17 protein-coding genes are annotated in these 20,332 nt (G+C 32.2%); 10 read left to right on the top strand and 7 right to left on the bottom strand.

Annotated elements, in window-relative coordinates; translation table 11 throughout:
- Positions 1-59: 59 nt before the first annotated feature.
- Together HMPREF3046_RS07995 and HMPREF3046_RS07990 are read right to left on the bottom strand one after the other, a co-directional pair.
- A complete protein-coding gene (locus HMPREF3046_RS07995) occupies positions 60-1,601 on the bottom strand; it encodes a bifunctional metallophosphatase/5'-nucleotidase (protein ID WP_070718412.1) in 1,542 nt (513 codons plus the stop codon).
- 100 nt (positions 1,602-1,701) lie between these two features.
- On the bottom strand, positions 1,702-3,339 hold the full coding sequence (locus HMPREF3046_RS07990; protein ID WP_070718410.1) for a motility-associated ABC transporter substrate-binding family protein: 1,638 nt from the start codon (positions 3,337-3,339) through the stop codon (positions 1,702-1,704).
- A gap of 249 nt (positions 3,340-3,588) precedes the next feature.
- Between HMPREF3046_RS07990 and HMPREF3046_RS07985 the strand changes: the two genes are divergently transcribed.
- The 6 genes from HMPREF3046_RS07985 to HMPREF3046_RS07960 all read left to right on the top strand — a co-directional run bounded on the left by HMPREF3046_RS07985 (position 3,589) and on the right by HMPREF3046_RS07960 (position 9,137).
- Positions 3,589-4,551: a phosphate/phosphite/phosphonate ABC transporter substrate-binding protein gene (locus tag HMPREF3046_RS07985; RefSeq protein WP_070718406.1), complete on the top strand. Its 963-nt coding sequence runs from the start codon at positions 3,589-3,591 to the stop codon at positions 4,549-4,551.
- A 138-nt stretch (positions 4,552-4,689) separates the two neighbouring features.
- Positions 4,690-5,463 (top strand): phosphonate ABC transporter ATP-binding protein, encoded by a 774-nt coding sequence (phnC, locus tag HMPREF3046_RS07980; RefSeq protein ID WP_002449541.1) that lies wholly within the window; start codon positions 4,690-4,692, stop codon positions 5,461-5,463.
- A 1-nt stretch (position 5,464) separates the two neighbouring features.
- Positions 5,465-6,265, top strand: coding sequence for a phosphonate ABC transporter, permease protein PhnE (gene phnE, locus HMPREF3046_RS07975; protein WP_070718403.1), 801 nt, complete (start codon positions 5,465-5,467; stop codon positions 6,263-6,265).
- The gene (gene phnE, locus HMPREF3046_RS07970; protein ID WP_070718398.1) at positions 6,262-7,089 is read left to right on the top strand and encodes a phosphonate ABC transporter, permease protein PhnE; all 828 of its coding nucleotides are present in this window, start codon (positions 6,262-6,264) and stop codon (positions 7,087-7,089) included. Before phnE (HMPREF3046_RS07975) ends, phnE (HMPREF3046_RS07970) begins: the two co-directional genes overlap by 4 nt.
- A gap of 1,072 nt (positions 7,090-8,161) precedes the next feature.
- Positions 8,162-8,644, top strand: a complete 483-nt coding sequence (locus tag HMPREF3046_RS07965) for a GNAT family N-acetyltransferase (RefSeq protein WP_070718395.1) — start codon at positions 8,162-8,164, stop codon at positions 8,642-8,644.
- Positions 8,645-8,660: 16 nt separating this feature from the next.
- Positions 8,661-9,137 (top strand): peptide-methionine (S)-S-oxide reductase, encoded by a 477-nt coding sequence (locus HMPREF3046_RS07960; protein WP_070718392.1) that lies wholly within the window; start codon positions 8,661-8,663, stop codon positions 9,135-9,137.
- Between the two features lie 50 nt (positions 9,138-9,187).
- Here HMPREF3046_RS07960 and HMPREF3046_RS07955 read toward each other — a convergent pair whose 3' ends face one another.
- The gene (locus HMPREF3046_RS07955; RefSeq protein WP_070718389.1) at positions 9,188-9,541 is read right to left on the bottom strand and encodes a hypothetical protein; all 354 of its coding nucleotides are present in this window, start codon (positions 9,539-9,541) and stop codon (positions 9,188-9,190) included.
- Positions 9,542-9,678: 137 nt separating this feature from the next.
- Positions 9,679-10,032 carry a DoxX family protein gene (locus HMPREF3046_RS07950; protein WP_002449545.1) on the bottom strand — a complete coding sequence of 118 codons (354 nt, stop codon included), beginning with the start codon at positions 10,030-10,032 and terminating at the stop codon, positions 9,679-9,681.
- 213 nt (positions 10,033-10,245) lie between these two features.
- On the opposite strand from HMPREF3046_RS07950, the gene HMPREF3046_RS07945 reads away from it, so the two are divergent.
- A complete protein-coding gene (locus tag HMPREF3046_RS07945; RefSeq protein WP_070718386.1) occupies positions 10,246-11,424 on the top strand; it encodes an MFS transporter in 1,179 nt (392 codons plus the stop codon).
- Positions 11,425-11,521: 97 nt separating this feature from the next.
- On the opposite strand, the gene HMPREF3046_RS11370 is transcribed toward HMPREF3046_RS07945, so the two are convergent.
- Together HMPREF3046_RS11370 and HMPREF3046_RS07940 are read right to left on the bottom strand one after the other, a co-directional pair.
- Positions 11,522-11,689, bottom strand: a complete 168-nt coding sequence (locus HMPREF3046_RS11370; protein ID WP_002449294.1) for a hypothetical protein — start codon at positions 11,687-11,689, stop codon at positions 11,522-11,524.
- Between the two features lie 253 nt (positions 11,690-11,942).
- Positions 11,943-12,827, bottom strand: a complete 885-nt coding sequence (locus HMPREF3046_RS07940; protein ID WP_070718383.1) for a LysR family transcriptional regulator — start codon at positions 12,825-12,827, stop codon at positions 11,943-11,945.
- Between the two features lie 256 nt (positions 12,828-13,083).
- Here HMPREF3046_RS07940 and HMPREF3046_RS07935 point away from each other — a divergent pair, with 256 nt between their 5' ends.
- From HMPREF3046_RS07935 to HMPREF3046_RS07925, 3 genes are all read left to right on the top strand, one after another.
- Positions 13,084-13,695: a metallophosphoesterase gene (locus HMPREF3046_RS07935; RefSeq protein WP_070718377.1), complete on the top strand. Its 612-nt coding sequence runs from the start codon at positions 13,084-13,086 to the stop codon at positions 13,693-13,695.
- A 118-nt stretch (positions 13,696-13,813) separates the two neighbouring features.
- Positions 13,814-16,051 (top strand): LPXTG cell wall anchor domain-containing protein, encoded by a 2,238-nt coding sequence (locus HMPREF3046_RS07930; protein WP_070718374.1) that lies wholly within the window; start codon positions 13,814-13,816, stop codon positions 16,049-16,051.
- A gap of 253 nt (positions 16,052-16,304) precedes the next feature.
- Positions 16,305-17,882, top strand: a complete 1,578-nt coding sequence (locus tag HMPREF3046_RS07925) for a YfcC family protein (protein ID WP_070718371.1) — start codon at positions 16,305-16,307, stop codon at positions 17,880-17,882.
- Between the two features lie 44 nt (positions 17,883-17,926).
- Here the strand turns inward: HMPREF3046_RS07925 and HMPREF3046_RS07920 are convergent, their stop codons facing one another.
- Positions 17,927-20,119, bottom strand: a complete 2,193-nt coding sequence (locus HMPREF3046_RS07920) for an amidase domain-containing protein (RefSeq protein WP_070718368.1) — start codon at positions 20,117-20,119, stop codon at positions 17,927-17,929.
- Between the last annotated feature and the right edge of the window lie 213 nt (positions 20,120-20,332).

Raw genomic sequence — 20,332 nt, 5'->3', positions numbered from 1 at the left:
GCGTTCTAAATTGAATGAATTCAATTTAGAACGCTTTTTTATAAAATGTAAAATGAATGTTAAATAATTACCTTAAAATTGACAACTTGAGGAATATGAGACACATCGTGTTGTGTCATATAATCAATTAATACTTGTGCGCCTTCTTCTTGAATATCTTTAACGACTGGTGCTTCTGCAAACATTTTATAATCTCCGCCTCCAACTGCACGATAGTTGTTCACACATATGGTATACGTTTTTGTATCTTCTAAAGGTGAAGCGCCGACTTTAATATCTGAAACACGTTGTCCTACAGGTGCACCAGCATGAATGGTATAAGAGATTCCTCCATACATATCATAATTAAAATGTTGAGGTTTTGGAGATAAAAAGGTGTCACTGACTGTGATTTCATTATTGTCATTTACACTAAAATAACTTGCTGATTTTTCTAAAGCGGCTTTAATTCCTTTGCCATTAAGTTCTAAAACTTGGAATGTATTAGGAAAAGGATAGTTATTAATGATATCTCGCATTGTGACTTGTTGATTAAAGCCTTTAGCTGAATCAAATAGTGCAGTGCTTGCTATATCTGCACCACTTTTTTCTAACAAAATATAATTTATCAGATTAATAAGTGAATGAGGGTGTGTTCGAGCTTCGAACTGATGAGTGACTAGCATGGGTTCTGGTAATGTTGTAATGTCCGTATCAAGCCAATCTTCAAGTTCATTTAAAAGTGAATCATCGTTGTTAGATAATGTTAATGAAAGATAAGAAGGCACAGATACAAGAGTGCTCTGTTTATTTGTAATTCGATGTTCATGATCTAATGTTAATGTTACCTTACCAAATTCTGTACCTCGTGTACCTGGTTGGATAATGGCTGTGTCATATTTTATCATTGCAATATCACGATGTTGGTGTCCTGTTATAAGCACGTCAATATCTTTATGGAAACGTTCTAGTATATCAGATCCTTCATTTTCTCCAGTTAATTCTTCAGTAGGTGTATTAGTATCAAGACTTTTTTCAAAACCGCCATGATAAGACACAACGACAACATCTGATTTTTTACGAACGTCTGGTAAAATACATTTTAATGTCTCAACTGCACTGTTGAACGTTAGTCCTTTAATATGGGCAGGTTGTTCCCAATTTGGAATGAATGACGTTGTTAATCCAATGACGCCAATAGTTATATCGTCACGTTTAAAATAACTTACGCCTTGACCAGTCAAAGGGGCGTTATTGTGATCAAAAATATTTGCACACAAGATAGGGTGATGAAGATGGTTTAAAGTATTTTGTAAATAAGGTAATCCATAATTAAATTCATGATTACCTAATGTACCAAAGTCAAAATTAAGACGATTATAAATATCAGTAAGAGGTTGACTTGATTGTTCTTTAGTTGCTAGGTAATGGCATAAGGGAGAACCTTGTAAAAAATCACCATTATCAATTTTAAAACTATAGTCATCGTGTTGACGTTCTTGTTCGATAAGTTGATTTACTTTTAATAATCCCATAGGAAGATTTTGGTTTCGTTTTGAAAAGTCAGTGGGAAAAATATAGCCATGTATATCACTTACGATATAAAAAGAGAGTTGTGTCATAGGTCATTTCCTTTCATAAATAAAGAGATAAAAAGGGGAAGTAGTTTATTGAACGCCACATACCTTTATTATCTCTTATTTGTTGTATTATTATTATAAATTATTGAATTGAACCTGTAGCAAGCGTTTTATTACCTTGTTTTAAACGAATATTCGCACCCGAAATAGGTTCAGATGTTTTAGCTGTAAAAGTTAACGTTGCGTTACCTTGATCGTCAGTGGTTACACTCTGTTCTTGACTATAGCCTACCGTATCATCATTTTGCTCATTTTGAGAAAAACGTGCAAGTTGTCTACCACCATCTTGATAAATACCTAATTTTAAATGATCAATAGTTGTATTTTTAGACATGTTTGTTAATTCAACTTGAATATTAAATGGTTGATTTATTGATACATTATCCGGTAAATGGAATTGAACATTATCGCTAGAAATCATTGAATTAGAAGTAGCTGTACCTTGGGAAGGTTGTGATGTATTCGTATTCCCTTGTGAATGATTATTTTCAGTCGTATTGTCTTCTGTACTATTCGCTTTGTTATTACCATTATGGCTACCATGATTTTTATGCTTACTATTTAGCTGTGATGATGTACTGCCATAACTACCTAGTTTAAATGTTGAACGATTGTACCACTTATATCCAGAAGGTGGTTGTGACCATGGTTCTTTTTCAGGTTCAGTTGAATGTTGTGGTTGTTCAAAGTTAAGTAATGGTGTTGGTTGATCTAACTTAATACCTGTTTCTTTTAAATTCGGTGTATGATCTTGTTTTCCAAACCAAGTTGTAATATTTTCAAGTAATTTACTATTATCTTGTTCTTTAAACCCATCATACGTTTTCTTAGTTTTTCCATTATCTTCACGTACATATTTAGGTGTACTATCTTCGACTAATGATGAATCTCCAATGAAGGCTGTTTTTCCTTTACCTACTTTTGAGATAGCGACATAAGGACCCTCTGCGATACCACCGCCATTGTAAATACCTTGATCGACTGCATGAGACCAACGTTGTTTTTGAGATAAATGGTCTGGTAAGAAGATAATACCTTTTGCTTTTGTAGGATCTGTAATGGCAAGAGTTGAACCAGCATGCATTGATACAGAATGTACACCTTCAGTAATACCGAAGCTGTCACTAGATGACACAATATTTTGAGTGTTTAAATCACCTAAAGCGTTATAACGAAAACGTACACCGAAGTGTTCAGAAAGCCAATCTGAACCTTTAACATTGCGCATAGCTTTAGAATGCTTTTCCTCATTTGTTAAATCTTTGGTGATATCTTGATATGCACCACGACGATAACCATTCATCACTTCTGAAGAATCGAAACGATTTAAGTTTCTGTCTGCATTATAGTGATCAGCGATAAAGATGATATTGCCACCTTTTTCAACAAAATTAAGCATAGCTTGTTGTTCTCTCTTTTTAAAAGGAATATTGGCTTCTGGAAGAACGAGAATATTGATACCACGTAGTGTATTAGGTGAAATATTAGATTCTCCATCGATTTGTTTCACAGTATATCCTTGTTGACGCATTGAATCAGCATAATCGGAAAAGCCACCGTCAATGACCCAATCAGCAGCTCCTGCCGTTTGGCCGTGTGAAGCGTCAAAAGCGACAGTTTGAGTGGTAGTTTGATTTGGTGCAGCGTGACTGATTGGCGTTGCAGATAATGTGATTGATGAAGCTAAAATAGTACTACTTAATACTTTTATCCATGTCATTGTTTTATCTCCCAATATATTTTTTAATTGATTTATAAAAAAGTATAATAAAAAAATGAGTCGATAATAGATTGTTTAGTTAATATTTAAATAAATTTTACAATTCTTTAACAGTGTAAAACAATTCTATAAAAAATTCACACATAATAAATATTATTTTGGTTAATATTGTGCTACTCTTAATATTGTCAAATGAAATGCGTTGACAAATTACATAAATGTATACATAGCGAACGGGGGCAATAGGTTATGAAGCAATTGAAGTACCTTTTAGTATTAGCGCTATCAGTTATTATTTTTGCAGCAGCATGTGGAAATAATAGCTCGTTAGACAATAATAAGAGTAGTAATTCGGATGGTGGATCAGGTTCAAGTAAAGATGGCTATACACCTAAAGAATTAACTGTACAATTCGTACCATCACAAAATGCAGATACACTTGAAGCAAAAGCAAAACCGCTTGAAAAGTTATTATCTAAGAAATTAGGTATCCCAGTAAAAGTGTCTGTATCAACAAATTACAATACAATTGTTGAAGCAATGAAATCTAAAAAAGTAGATGTTGGTTTCTTACCACCAACTGCATACACTTTAGCACATGATCAAAAAGCAGCTGATTTATTATTACAAGCACAACGTTATGGTGTGAATGAAGATGGTTCTAATAATAAAAAACTTGTAAAAGATTATAAATCAGAAATCTTAGTTAAAAAGAATTCAGGTATTAATAGCTTAAAAGATTTAAAAGGTAAAAAAATCGCATTACAAGATGTAACGTCAACAGCAGGTTACACATTCCCAATTTCAACAATTAAAAAAGATACTGGTATTGACGCTACTAAAGATATGAAAATCGTAAACATGAAAGGTCATGACCAAGCTGTTATTTCATTATTAAATGGCGATGTTGACGCTGCAGCTGTATTCCAAGATGCACGTAATATTGTTAAAAAAGATCAACCCAACGTATTTAAAGATACTAAAATTCTTAAACTAACAAAACCAATTCCTAACGATACGATTTCAGTTCGTCCTGATATGAACAAAGACTTCCAAGATAAACTTAAAAAAGCATTTAAAGACATCTCTAAAACAAAAGAAGGACATAAAATTATTAGTGAAGTATACTCTCACGAAGGCTATACAGATGCTAAAGACTCAGACTTCGATATCGTAAGAAAATACGAAAAAGAAGTTCAAAATATGAAATAATTTTCACAAAGACAGAACTAAATAAGTGACAAAGAGAAGAGGCTAGGGCAATTGAGTCATATAAGAAATGCATATGTCATTTCTTGTGATCTTGTCCCGACCTCTTTCTCTGTATTAAAAAGAAGGGTGTAAACATACATGAGTCAGATAGAGTTTAAAAATGTGAGCAAGATTTATCCTAATGGTCATGTGGGGTTAAAAGATATTAATTTAAACATTGAAAAAGGTGACTTTGCTGTTATCGTAGGTTTATCAGGTGCGGGGAAATCTACATTATTGCGATCTGTTAATCGTCTACATGATATTACTTCGGGAGATATTACAATTGAAGGTAAATCGATTACGAAAGCGAAAGGTAAAGAATTATTGATGATGCGTCGTAATATAGGAATGATTTTCCAACATTTTAATTTAGTCAAACGATCTACTGTGTTGAGAAATGTATTAAGTGGTCGCGTTGGTTATCATCCAACTTGGAAAATGATATTAGGATTATTTCCAAAAGAAGACAAAATTAAAGCAATGGATGCGTTAGAACGTGTGAATATTTTGGATAAATATGACCAACGTTCAGACGAACTGTCTGGAGGCCAACAGCAACGTATTTCAATTGCACGCGCCTTAGCACAAGAGCCAGCGATTATTTTAGCAGATGAGCCTGTTGCATCTTTAGACCCCCTCACTACTAAACAAGTTATGGATGACTTGAAAAAAATCAATGAAGAATTAGGTATTACCATTTTAATTAACCTACACTTTGTTGATTTAGCTTTAGAATATGGAACACGTATTATTGGTTTACGTGCAGGAGAACTGGTTTATGATGGTCCAGCAAGTGAAGCGAATGAAGATGTATTTAATGAAATTTATGGTCGTAAACTTAATGACGATGAGAAGCTAGGGGTGGAGTAATATGGCAACACCTACTACAGGTAAATATGATCAATATTTAAATAAAAAATTCTCTTTCAAAACTAGTTTAACCCTATTTTTAGTGATTGCGCTCGTAGTGTGGAGTTTTTTATACACTGGCTTTAACTTTAGTGACTTAATGGTAGGTATTCCACAAATCGGTTCTTTCTTTGGACAAATGGTTCCACCAGATTGGAGTTACTTAAATACTATTACCAAACCTATGTTAGACACAATTCGTATGGCTATTGTAGGAACATTCTTAGGATCCATCGTATCAATTCCTGTTGCATTGCTCTGTGCAAGTAATATTGTAAAAACAAAATGGATTACGGTTCCATCACGTTTTATTTTAAATATTGTACGTACCATTCCAGATTTATTATTAGCTGCTGTCTTTGTTGCCGTTTTTGGTATCGGACAAATTCCAGGGGTATTGGCATTATTTATTTTAACCATTTGTGTTATTGCGAAATTGTTCTATGAATCGCTTGAAACAATTGATCCAGGTCCAATGGAAGCGATGACGGCAGTAGGTGCAAATAAGACAAAATGGATTATGTTTGGAGTAGTTCCACAAACAATGTCTACATTTTTATCTTATGTATTATTTGCATTTGAGATTAATATTCGTGCCTCAGCAGTTCTTGGATTAGTAGGTGCTGGTGGTATCGGTTTATTCTACGATTCAACTTTAGGATTATTCCAATATCCAAAAACAGCGATGATTATTCTGTTCACTTTAGTCATTGTTGTCATTATTGACTATGTCAGCTCGAAAGTGAGGGAAAAACTCGCATGACACGAGAACAGCATCAGTTAGAAAAGAAATATCCAGTGAGATCAAAGGAACACAAACAAAGAATGATTAAACATTGGCTGATTGCCATTGTTGTTTTAGTTATCATTGTTTGGGGATTTGCAGGTATGCCTGCTTTAGAATTAAAAGCTAAATCAATTGAAATTCTTAAATCTATTTTTAATGGATTATTCCATCCTGATTGGGATTACTTTTATATTCCAGCTGGAGAAGACTTACTTCGTGGTTTACTTGAAACGTTTGCCATTGCTGTTATTGGTACATTTATTGCAGCAGTGATTTGCATTCCATTCGCATTTTTAGGCGCACGTAACTTAGTAAAAGTTCGACCAGTCACAGGGATTACTAAATTCATTTTGAGTGTGATTCGTGTATTCCCTGAAATTGTTATGGCGTTAATTTTCATAAAAGCAGTAGGTCCTGGTTCATTTTCAGGGGTACTTGCATTAGGGATTCACTCAGTAGGGATGTTAGGTAAATTATTTATAGAGGATATTGAAAGTTTAGACTTCTCATCAGCCGAGGCTTTAAAAGCAAGTGGTGCGAATAAAACTAAAACACTTGTCTTTGCGGTGATTCCTCAAATTTTACCATCATTCTTATCCCTTATTTTATATCGCTTTGAATTAAACCTACGTTCAGCATCTATTTTAGGTTTAATCGGTGCTGGGGGTATTGGTACACCACTGATCTTTGCACTTCAAACACGTTCATGGGATCGAGTAGGGATTATCTTAATCGGCTTAGTGATTATGGTAGCCATTGTTGACTTTATCTCGGGAGCTATTCGTAAACGTATTGTGTAATAGAAGACATAATTGAATGTTTTTATAAACAAATAGAGCTATTGCCAGGACTTATAAAACTGGACAATAGCTTTTTTATAATGCATGAAAGAAATGTTGTTACAGTATTAGTAACAGATACTTAGAAAAATACAGTTAATGTTTTTTAGGAATAACGCGTCTAAAGCTAATACTTCTAAGGTTAGTATAAGAGTGAATATGCTAAAATAATTAAATTTTGAAGTATTAGTGTCATATTCTTTAGGAAGGGGCATTACTAAAGAATATGTAGCGCTATTTAAGAATAGTGAATGATGATAACTAAGTGTAGGTTCTGTTTTTAAATAATGCAGTTGTTCAGTGATGTGTGATTTGATACATAAGTCGTGTTGTCAAAGTAACGTGTTGTTTGAATAGCATTTAATTTAGTGTCATGAGGTTGAGTCGTCGTTGTTCACTGTTTCATTAAGCTCTGTTTTTCAACATAACTATTAAAACCGTTGTCATTATTTTCTAGCATGTCGTTATTTCATCCATTTTCCTATGCAAGACCATTGAAACCAATACCTTGTCTTTAGGTAGATTTCACTGTAGCGCTGAAACATTATAAAAACCTGTGTGTTGATTCTAAAGGATGACGGGAATGTGATTCATGTTATAGTTAATACCCTGATTTATGTTGTAATCATTTCTAGGTGTAATGAGTCATTTGTTTTGGTCATGATTAATTAGTATCGTTCTCTGAATCAATAAGTTGATGAGGTATATGATAATGATATTGTTAATCAATATTCTGCTAGGATGTGAGAAAAATGAATGAAGATGCTATAAGTGTTGTACCAAATACCTATTTAAAATGATGTATAGTCAAAGGTAGTTAGTTCTTAGTAATGATCATTCTATATACATAAAGATAATGATTTTATTTTTCAAAATAATCATACCTATGTACATTTATAAACTAACATATTCATAAAAAAACAACCTTAATATTCCCTATCATCTATATGACAGTTTTGTCATACACTTAAAAGTTGAAAGGATAAATCGCTATTAAATAAAACTATATGATGACATTGAAAGGGTGTAGAACATGAATTTTCGAAATGTAGTGACAGATGATTTAGAAAGTTTAATTCAATTAGAAAATGAAGGGTTTACTAAAGAAGAAGCAACAACAACTCAAGCTTTAAAACAGCGTATTGAAATCATTCCGGATACGTTTATTGTTGCAGAAGAAAACAATCAAATCGTTGGTTATATTAATGGTCCAACTATTTCGAATAAGTTTATTACAGATGATTTATTTGCATCGATTAGACCCAACCCCGATATGGGTGGTTATTTAAGTGTACTCGATTTAGTTGTAGCGAAAGATTTTCAAAATCAAGGCATTGCAGGGCAACTGTTAAATGATTTTGAGAATATAGCAAGGCAACATGCACGTTTCGGAGTCACTCTCACTTGTCGTGATACTTTAGTAAGTTTTTATGAATCGCATGGATATATTAATAAAGGATTATCAGATTCTAATCATGCAAATGTAGCTTGGTATAATTTAGTAAAAGAATTATAAAAATAGGGGTGATACATTGGAAACAGTATATCTAGCTGGAGGGTGTTTGTGGGGTGTACAAGCATTTGTTAAAACATTGCCGGGCGTTATGTCTACTGAAGCAGGGCGTGCAAATGGTAAAACGCAGCGACTTGATGGTGAATATGATGGTTATGTTGAATGTGTCAAAACCGTATTTAATCCTGATATCACTTCAATTCATGATTTAATGCATTATTTATTTGAAATCATAGACCCATACAGTCTGAATAAACAAGGCGTAGATAAAGGACTTAAATATCGTACAGGTGTTTATAGTGAAATTGAGAGCCATCTTAAAGAAGCACAACAATTCATTCAACAACGTTCAGATAGAGATAAAATCGTTGTGGAAGTACGTCCTTTAGAAAGTTATATTAAAAGTGCAGACGAACATCAAGATAGATTAGATAAACATCCTGAAGATATCTCGTTATGTCACATCTCTAAAAGTATATTACATAAATACAACTAAAAGGAATGGGACAGCATTCATATTGTATTTGTTGTCCCATGCGCTCTTTATTATTTCTTAGAAAATGTATCGATAAGACTAAGTGCAGCTAAACCTAATAAGTCTAAAGCATGCTGTGCGCCAACCTTACCATGACCTGCTTCAAGGCGTTTGTATACTGCGACACTTAATACACTAAACGTGACAAGTGATCCTAAGCGAGAGATATTTTTATGCAAGAAACTTGTGGCAAACAAACCCGATGCAATGAACTCAATCACACCTGCTAATTTCATTGCATGTTCCGATAGCTCAAAATCCTGTGTAAATAGTTGTTTAGTATAAGGGTTACCGGTAAGTTTACGTTTTGAAGCGGCATACAAATCTTTAGCGAGTTTTAAATTGGTAGCATAACGTAATATCATTATCAAAACGCTCCTTTATATCATATTTTTTAGTTAAACTAAGTATAAAAGTCACGTTAAAAAAAGTTAAATAAAAACGTTCAGCACAAATGTGTAATGCATTCACGCTGAACGTTTTTATTTATATAAGTATTGAATTAGTTTTTACCGAATGTATCAGCAAAACTTAAAGCAGCTAAGCCAAGTAAATCTAAAGCGTGTTGTGCGCCTTCTTTACCGTGACCAGCTTCAAAGTGTTTGTAAGCTGCAACGCCTAATACACCAAATGTTGCAATAGAACCTAAACGAGAAATATTTTTGTTTAAGAAACTTGCAGCAAATAATGCAGCAGCAGTAGCTTCTACTGTACCTGCTAATTTAACTGATTTTTCTGGTAAACCAAATACATTTTTAAATGTATCAATCATTTCTTGGCTACCTTGTAATTTTGGTTTTGATGAATCATATAATTCTTTTGCAAGTTTTAAATTTGCAGCATAACGTAAGATCATTAATAAGTACTCCTTTTTTTAGTTAAATTATTTTATAATAAAATAAGTATAATTTTTATACTGGAAATTATATGCTTATTAATAAGTAAAGTCAATAAAAAGCGTTAGATAAATATCTTTTTATAAGAAAGTGTTAATCAGTACACTTTAGAAACTATATTGAACGTGTCATAATAGTACTGTTGTGAAAAAATCTATGAAAGGAGTTATATTATGGAAACATCGATGCATTATAATCGAATGACTACAATTTTCTTTATTTCGGGTATTATTGTTATGGCAAGTTTATATACTGCTTTACCCCTTACCTCGGTATTCGCAAAAGATTTTGGCATTTCAAATGCTGTTGCCTCTCTAAATGGTGTTATCTTTTCAATTACGTATTCAATAAGTTGTCTATTTTATGGTACAATTTCTGAAAAATTTGGACGTATTCGTACGATTTTATTTGGACTTATTGGACTCGTCATTATATGTTTACTGATAGGTTTCATTCACTCGTTCACACTACTTATTATTCTTCGTGCAATTCAAGGTATATGTGCGGCAGCTTTTTCACCCGTATCTATTACTTATGTTACTGAAACGTATTCACCAGTAAAACGTGTGACTGCGATTAGTTTCATTAGTACAAGTTTTATGTTATCTGGTGTGATAGGGCAAAATTTAAGTGAAATTGTGGTACGTTATTCTAATTGGCATATGGTTTATTTCATATTGACATTACTCTACATTCTTATAGCAATACTCATTTATAAATTCGTTCCAGAAAGTCCAGTGAAAAATCCTCAAATTAAACTAGTAGGTTTCTTCAAAAACTTTAAAGATTTTAAAGATAATAAAATAGTCATATTATGTTATCTTATTTCTTTATCCTTACTTACCATGTTCATTAGTATGTATACAATCTTTAATCATTATATTACTTCTGATATTGTGGGTGGCTCGGAAGCAACAGCAATTAATGCTAAACTCTTTGGTATTATTGGGATGTTACTTTCATTATTAGCAGGTCGTATGAGTGAGCGAATAGGAGTTAAACAAGTGATTGTAGGAGCATTAATTGTTAGTATCGTTTCTCTTATTTTAATGGGCTTCACTACAAATGTTATTTTATTGGTGATATGGAGTGTAATATTTGTAGGAGGTATTGCGTTTGCAATTCCATCGACGATTTCAAAAGTAGGCATGGTTGTTAATCGTAATCAAGGTTTCTTCTTATCCGTTAATACATTTATTTTGTTTTTAGGAACAGCCATTGCGCCATTATTGATGATTCTTATTCAACCATTATCTAATTTTACATTACAATTTATAATGATTGCGACCATTGGAATCATCGCCCTTATAGTCGCTTTACTTTTACCACGTAGAAAAAATGTAATACGATAATATATATGATATATAAATGACTATTGAAAAATATAGGGAGTGTGACAACATTTCATTTAGTATCTGTTGCCATACTCCTTATAACTTATGTATAAATTTAAGCTACGAAATATCCGATAAGACAAATTGCACCGATGAGTACAAATAAAACGCCAGGTAAATATATTTTTTCTCTAAGATCAATATCTTGTCTATATGCGACGAAGCTACTAATAGAGATGAGTATGATACCAACTACTAGTAAAATAATAGAAAGTATAAGCATCAACTCAGCCTCCTTCATATCAAAATTGATGAAAACGGTGTTCTCTTAATTTTATTATATTAGGAATAGACAAATTTTTATAGCGATTTATTAATATAATGTAAAAATGTTATTATTTTTATAGTTATTTATTAATAAAATTTATAAGAAATTTACATTTAATAAAATAATTAAAAAAAGTAGAAAATGAAATCTACAAGAATTGTTTTCTACTCCTTTGGTTATATAAATGATCTTTGTATATCATTGACGTTTAAATACTTTCATTTTTTAAAGAATAGATTAATGTCATAAAGTTTTGAATAAGAGAAGTGAGATGATGATCTGCCCGGTAAACGATAGAGATATAGCTTGAAGGTGGGCCTTCTTTTAATGACTTGCCAATAATATTAGGATGATGGAATAAGGTGCTTTGACTTACAAGACTCAGATAATTAGAATCTTTAATAATTGTTAATATACTACTAATACTATTTGATTCCATATGAACATTTAAATCAATAAAATTGTTTTTTCGCCAATCATCAATACTTTCTCGTGTTGAACCACTACTGTGAATAACGAAGCGATACGCATTTAAATCTTCTAATGAAATGTCTGTTTTTGAAGCCAAAGGATGTCTTTTATCCATTGCGATAACAAGTGGATTTTCTTGAAGACGTTTCACTTTCAATTCTTTTTCATTGAATCCTTTTTCTGAAATAACACCGATATCAATCTCTCTATCTTTTATTTTCTTTAATATCATAGGAGCAGTATCTACAATTAAATTAATATCAATATTTGGATAATCGTGCATATATTTTTTTAAAGTGGTAGGAAGAATACTATAAATAGGTGCATGACTTGCTCCAACTCGTAAAATTCCACGTTTGGATTGTTTGAATTCTTCAATCATATGTGTTGTTTCATCAATTAAATTTAGCATTTTATTAGAATTACGATAAAGTAAGTCTCCAGCATCTGTTAAATTGAAACATTTCCCTTTTTTAAAATATAAGGGTATTCCAAGTTCGTTATTTAAATTTTTTAGATGAAATGTTACAGTTGGTTGCGTTATCCCCAGTTTTTCAGCAACAGCATTTTCATTCTGCAATTCAACAAAATTTTTAAAAATCATCATTTGTTTTGTATTCATAAATTAATTCCCCAAAATATATAAATTTTTTCTATTCTATTGTTTATATTAAAGAAAGAATTTTGAGGTTACGTTAATAAATTGTTTAAAGTTAGTTAATGTTGATACATTATAATGGAATATACAGTATTATCAGTAGAGGATTGAATAAACATTTTGTTACTTTCTTATGTATTAAATTGAAAATTAAGGGTAATAACAATTTTGAATAATAAGTCTTACAACATAAAGCATTTACATTTAAGGAGAGATTTACATGTCAGAAAGGCTACTTGTGATTTCTGATATTCATGGACATCGAAAAGCCCTTTCCATACTTTTAAAACGAGCAAAATATAATCCAAAAAAAGATCAGCTCGTACTTATGGGGGATTATGTCAATAATGGACCGGATTCATTTGGAACATTAAAATTAGTTAAAAAGTTAAAACGACGTGGTGCGCTTGCTTTAGCAGGTAACCATGAAATGCGTTGGTTAAATAGTAAAGATAAAAAGATTAAGCGTTGGCATGCATTCTTACGTGAATTATCTGCTGTTGAAGTGATTGGTAATTATATCTTTGCACATGCAGGAATAGATACCAGTAAACCTTTGAATAAGCAGATTAAAGAATATACTACTGGACATTATTCACATTTGCTTAATCATCAGATTCCTAAAAATAAATATCTAGTTCATGGCCATGTACCGAATTATCGCTATGGATTAAAAAAAGATGACATTTATAAAAAGAAAAATGAATTATCTATAGATACAGGCGCAGGACATCATAAGTTTTTATCGCTGATTGATTTAACGGGTCAATATCAGTATTCAGTAGAGGTAACAAATATTCGAAAAATGAATATCAAACGCTTAAAAATATAATAATTAATGATGTTTAGTCTTTGATGAAAACGAATAAATAAAAATATAATAAGACATTCAAGTTTTATGTAAAATATTATATAATGAAATGGAATATCACTAGAAAAGGGTGGCATTAATGAATAAAAATACGCAAAACGAAAATCGTAAAATGTCGAAGTTAAGTTCGTATTTAAAAGTGTCATGTTCAGCTTTAATATTAAGTAGTTCACTTGTAGGTTATGGGTTTACTAGAGACGCATTTGCAGCAACACAAGATACGGAAACAACAACTTCTGAAACTACAACACATGTTCAGAAAGATTTACAAGATGCAATGAATAAAGCGAAAAAAGACATTAAGCAATTAAAAAATTTAAGTGCAGTTGAGTTAAAAAGTTATAAAGAAGATATTGAAAGTGCTAAAAATCAGACTGAAATTAAAAATATAATCAAAGAAGCGAAAAAAGAAAATAAAGCAACGGCACAAGAAAACACAACTGATGTTTCAAACAAGGATAATAGCACTGAATCATCTAGCACTCAAGATGCTTCAACAGAAGAAAAAGCTACAACAAGTAACGACACTTCAGCTGATAATACATCTGATATATCAAATGAATTAGATAACATCGTATCAGATTTAGATGCTTTATCTCATAAAGTTGATAGCGGTCAACAAAAAGATACACCAACATCAAATGAATCTTCGTCTTCTGAATCAAAACCTTCTGAAAACACAACTAATGAAGTAACGAAAGAAGAACCCACTACAGAAGAATCACCAAAAGAAGCTCCAACAACAGAGAATCCTTCAAATCAAACAACATCTTCTAAATCAGAAACTTCTATTGTTGATAAATTAGATAGTATTCAAAATGATATTGATAGCGCTAAAAAAGACATCAAAAGTTCAAAAGAAAACAATTCAAAACAATTACCAAGTGATGAAAAGAGTACCGAAGAGACGACAACTGAATCATCTAGCACTCAAGAAGCGCCAACAACAGAAGACACAACACATTCTAATTCAAACCATCATGTATTAGATGAATTAGCTAAATTAAACAATACTAATAAAGAACAAGACTCAGATACAGATGCACGATATCACCAATTTGATAAAGTGAATCACCAATTATCTGAAACTGAAAAAATTAATCAAGCTATTGCTAAAATTGAAAATAGTCAAGATGATGCCAGTCATTTATATATCAATCGCAAATTAGATCAATTATCTGATTTACGTGATAAAATTCAAAATCAAGCTGATTTAGCGAAAAAAGATAAACAAGCTATTGATAATGACATCGAAACTGTACGTAAAAATATAGAGAATAACCGTGATATTATTCTTAATCGTTTGCAACAAGTCTCTGACAAACAACGTGCAGCTGAAGATGTATTAAACAGTGTGTTTAGCAAAAATGAAGCGCAACACATATTGAAAAATATTAAAACAAAGGGACAATCTGATAAACAAATTGCAGATCAGATTATGAAACAGATTGATAGATTGACTTCAACAACGAGTGATGACATCTTAAAATCTATGTTAGAACAAGCACCTAATAAAGAAGATTTATTAAAAACAATCTTATCTACACGTTTAGGGCAAAATGAAGCGGCTACTATTGCGAAACGATTAGTAAATGACCATTTAACAAATTCACAAATTGTTGATCGCTTAAAACAAGCATTTAATCAACATGGTCTTGTGTCTAGTGATGATATTTTAAATGATATTTTAGATAAAACGTCTAATCGTAAACAAGCCATTGAAACAATGTTAGCAACAAAATTAAACCAAGCAAAAGCGAATGCTTTAGCTGATATTATTTCAAGAGTACAATCTGATAAAGCAAATGCTTTAGATTTAGTGAAAAGTACAATTAACGGTAAAGCCAATGACTTATTACAACTTCAAAACAGCTTAGGTCAAGCCAAAAATAGATTAAACTATATTCTTGATCCTATTGTGAATCGACCATCATTATTAGATCGTATTACGGGTAACACAAGTGATTCAAATCTATTAGGTAATGGATTAGATTTACTAGGTGGTTTAACAGGAAGTCATTTATTAGGCAATCTTCCTTCAGGTAGTAGTTTGCTTGATGGATTAACAAATGGAAACAGCTTACTTGACGGTATAAGTGATATTCCTAATCCAACACAAGGCTTATCATTAGGTCATTTAGGCGATGATGGTTTACTTAGCGGTTTATTTAATAGTGATGGCGATTTATCGTTACCAGCCACAGGTGAAGCTATTAAGAAAAACTGGGTTCCAATTGCAGCAGTGATTGCTATTGCAGGCGGTGCGCTTGTGTGGTTCAGTCGTCGTAAACGTAAACACCATCAATCTAATAACTAAACCAAATAAGTATGAGTATGAGTAAATAATTAATGCCATTGAACATTAATTATTTACTCTATTTTTATATGTTGAGTTGTTATATTTAAATTGATAACTCAACATATGTAAAAGATGAATAATAATCAATTTACTTTAAATCATCTATGCATTAGACATAAACTTAAAGTGTAAAAAAATAATTTTAAAATAACTACATTGTAATTATGACGTAGTACATGTTGAAGTGATTAAGATTAAAGGGGTGGAGAGCATGGAATACAATGAACGCGTATCGTATACCGCATCTGATAAAAAAGAGAAAAAACGGTTTCGATTAAAAATGCCTGGTGCATTTACAATATTATTTATTTTAACCATGATTGCGGTGTTAGCAACTTGGATTGTGCCAGCAGGTGCCTATGCTAAGCTTTCTTATCATGCAGGCGCTCACGAATTTAAGATTGTTGATGCACATCATAAAACCACAACAGTTCCTGGAACACAAGCTCAACTGGATAAATTAGGTGTCAAAATTGATGTGAATCAATTTAAATCAGGTGCTATCAATAAACCCATATCAATTCCTGGAACTTACGAGCGCTTGGAACAAAATCCAGCTGGCCTCGAGCAAATTACTTCAAGCATGGTAAATGGGACCATTGAAGCTGTCGATGTCATGGTATTTATTCTTGTGCTTGGTGGTTTAATAGGAGTCGTACAAACGAGTGGGTCTTTTGAATCCGGATTATTAGCACTAACTAAAAAAACTAAGGGTCATGAATTTTTACTGGTCTTTATGGTATCTATCTTAATGATTTTAGGTGGAACATTGTGTGGTATAGAGGAAGAAGCAGTCGCTTTCTATCCAGTGCTTGTACCTATATTTATAGCGATGGGTTATGATTCCATTATATGCGTAGGATCTATTTTCCTTGCAAGTTCTATTGGTAGTACATTTTCAACAGTTAATCCTTTTTCAGTGGTAATCGCTTCTAATGCTGCAGGAACAACATTTGTAGATGGATTATATTGGCGTATCGCTGGACTCGTTGTAGCAGCCATCTTTACGATTGGATACTTATACTGGTATGCAAAGCGTATCAAGAAAGATCCAAAATTATCATATACTTATGAAGATAAAGTGAAGTTTGAAAGACAATGGTCAGTGATTAAGAATAATAGTGAAGAAAGTATTTTCACCTTACGTAAAAAAATTATTTTAATATTATTTATCTTACCTTTTCCAATTATGGTATGGGGCGTCATGACTCAGGGATGGTGGTTCCCGATAATGGCGTCTATGTTTTTAGCCTTTACCATTGTGATTATGCTGATTGCCGGATTAGGTAAGGATGGATTAGGTGAGAAAAGAGTAGTTGATGCATTCGTTAATGGGGCATCAAGTTTAGTGGGTGTATCATTAATCATTGGTCTTGCACGGGGTATTAACATGATTATGAATGATGGGCTGATTTCAGATACAGTATTACATTTTTCATCATCACTTGTTAAAGATGTCAATGGGCCACTATTTATTATCACATTGCTTATTATCTTTTTCTTTTTAGGTTTTATTATTCCTTCATCATCAGGATTAGCTGTACTTGCGATGCCAATTTTTGCTCCGCTTGCTGATACAGTAGGTATTCCTCGATTTGTAATTGTGACAGCGTATCAATTTGGACAATATGCGATGCTATTTTTAGCACCAACAGGATTGATTATGGCTACATTACAAATGTTGGATATGAAATATTCACATTGGTTTAAATTTGTATGGCCAATTGTCGCTTTTGTATTTATCTTTGGTGGTGGTTTGTTAATTGCCCAAGTATTAGTATATTCATAATAAAAAAGCCATTGATTTGAAAATCAATGGCTTTTGTTATGCACTTATTTAGGTTGAATATAGTGTAGAGATGAGGTAGTATCGGCATCAATTTGACGATAAGATACAATACCTAATCCTTTTACATTTGATTCTGAAATAATGATTGAGCCATCATCATTGACTTTTTCAACAAAAGCAACGTGACCATATAATGCACTTGCTCCAGATTGACCTGCTTCAAATACAACTGCTGTATGATTTTTAGGTGTTGTGCTTATACTATAACCTGCGTCTTCAGCGCTATTATCCCAGTTATGTGCATCGCCCCATTGACCGCCTACATGTTTATCAAATTGTTGAACACGTTCGTACACATACCAAGTACATTGACCATATGGATATGGTGAAGAAACATCTGAAATTGAAAATGGCTTAAATGCATTTCCTGAAACATCTGTGCCATTACTTCCTGTTGATTTTGAATATTTATCTAAATCAGGCATATGTTTCTTATCAAAATCAGTTAAATTATAATGTTCAATTAAGCTATTTAATTTCGTTGCATAGTTTGGATCAGTTGCATATGTTTGGCTTAAATGACGTGTTGCTGAACGATAAGTTGGAGCAACATTTTTCCAAGATGATTTATAAATTGTAGGATTACCGTCAATACCATGTTTAATTAAATGAGCATAATCTTTTAGTGACGCTTTAAGATTTGGATATTTACGGAAACTAGCATTAATACTAAATATCGTATTATCGCTACTAGCTTCAAGTGTATTAAAGTTAACTGAAGCTCCTTTATAACTACCTTTCATGCCGAATAAATTGTAGTTTGGTGCTTGTGCAAGTGAACTATTACCTGAACTTGATTCTAAAATGGCCTGCGCAATCATTACAGAAGCATAAATATCATTATCTTGACCAATTTTATGCGCATCTTTAGCAATAGATGTAATAAATTCACGTGTTGCTTTATTTTCTACCACTGCCATGTTTCCATTAGTAACATTATTCCCATCTAATCTTGGTACATCTTGGAATAAACTTATAGCACGTGTATTACTTTGTTTAAAATCATTTTCAAATGATTGTGGTGCTTCTTGTTTATGTTTTAGTTGCTTCTCCGTCGGCAATTGTGGGTTGTCTTTATTTGTAGATGTTTGATTTTGAGTTGTTGCTTTACTATTTTTTGAACCTTCATTTTGTGATGTTTGAGATGTGCTGTCTTTTTTAGATGATGTATAGTCTTTATGGGTTTGTTGTGCTTTATCACTATATTTATCAAGAAGCGCATCTAGTACATCCTCTGATTGTTGACTGTCTTTGTTAGATGTTGCTTGCTCTTCCTGAGATGTTGTGTTCTTTGTTGTTTGCTGTGATGTTGATTGATCGTTATTGTCAGATGTTGATGACTCATTATTACTAGAATCATTTAAATCTGAAGCTAATTGATTCAATGAATCTAAAGCTTTGCTTACGCTGGAATCATCAGTTGAATGATTGTCATTGCTGTTACTATATTTAAATGATGATTCAGAAGGTTGATCTGACTGACTATTTTCTGTTAATACATCAGATTGATTTGATGATGTGACATGACTATTTGACTTATCAGATACGTCTTGAGATGATGCATCGATTGTTGTGCGTTGATGTGATGATTCAGTACTATCTTCATCTGAAGACGTTGTATTCGTTGCATTTTTGTCATCATTAGTATTAGATGAAGATGAATCACTTTTAACATGTTCATATTTAGAAATATCATCATCAAAATGGAATAAAGATGAAATTAAACTTGTTAAACTGAAGCCATTTTCAAAGTGACTAGGATCTAAAAAGTTTGATGAGAATGAATGATTTGAATCATTAATGTTAAATACAGATAATGGTGTATGGTACGTATCTTCATCTTTAGTATGAGATGAGCTATTATTTTTCGAATGTGTTAATGATGATTTAGAATGAGAGGATGCATCTTCATTTGAAGTTGTGTCTGATTGACTTTCTTTTGACTGAGACTCTTGTTTTTTATTATTATCAGAGCTATCAGAAGTTGATTCTTCTGAAGATGACGTTTCATTACTTTCAATACGTGTTGTTTCTGATGTAGAAGTTGAATCCTCATGATTCGATTCAGATGTTTTAGTTTGTTTTGTATTCTCTTCAGCTTGAGCAACACTAGACGTAAATGTTGGTAAAACCAAAGTTGTAGTTAGCAAATATATCATAAATTTTTGCTTCGACATCAATAAACGCTCCTTAATTTTGTATAATATATTTTATAAATCCGTCTTAAGTCAGACGAATTCTATCGCATTTTAACGTAGCGTTAGCTTTGTCGCTAAAATTATTTTCTGCTATAATGCATGAGTAACATTTTAATTGTTGACGTATATCAACTAATTATGGCATTCGTGATAAAAGTATTATACTAATTCTACGATATAAAAAACAATGTT

The sequence above is a fragment of the Staphylococcus sp. HMSC070D05 genome, assembly GCF_001815595.1.
Taxonomy (GTDB): domain Bacteria; phylum Bacillota; class Bacilli; order Staphylococcales; family Staphylococcaceae; genus Staphylococcus; species Staphylococcus hominis.
The sequence above is the reverse complement of the archived record's forward strand: the minus strand, read 5'-3'. Positions and strand labels throughout refer to the sequence as shown.